At 59.4% G+C, this 310-nt stretch carries 1 rRNA gene (only partly in view); it reads left to right on the forward strand.

Features of this window, described 5'->3' with window-relative positions:
- Nucleotides 1-31: 31 nt before the first annotated feature.
- Nucleotides 32-310, forward strand: a 16S ribosomal RNA gene (locus CQ12_RS39410); it runs 1363 nt beyond the window's last position.

Genomic DNA, 310 nt, shown 5'->3' on the forward strand with positions numbered 1-310 from the left:
TCGTGGTGTTCGCCCCGATCACGGGGAAGCATTCACGGAGAGTTTGATCCTGGCTCAGGACGAACGCTGGCGGCGTGCTTAACACATGCAAGTCGAACGATGAACCTCCTTCGGGAGGGGATTAGTGGCGAACGGGTGAGTAACACGTGGGCAATCTGCCCTGCACTCTGGGACAAGCCCTGGAAACGGGGTCTAATACCGGATATGACTCAGGACCGCATGGTCTCTGGGTGGAAAGCTCCGGCGGTGCAGGATGAGCCCGCGGCCTATCAGCTTGTTGGTGAGGTAACGGCTCACCAAGGCGACGACG

The organism is Bradyrhizobium jicamae (genome assembly GCF_001440395.1).
GTDB lineage: Bacteria > Pseudomonadota > Alphaproteobacteria > Rhizobiales > Xanthobacteraceae > Bradyrhizobium > Bradyrhizobium jicamae.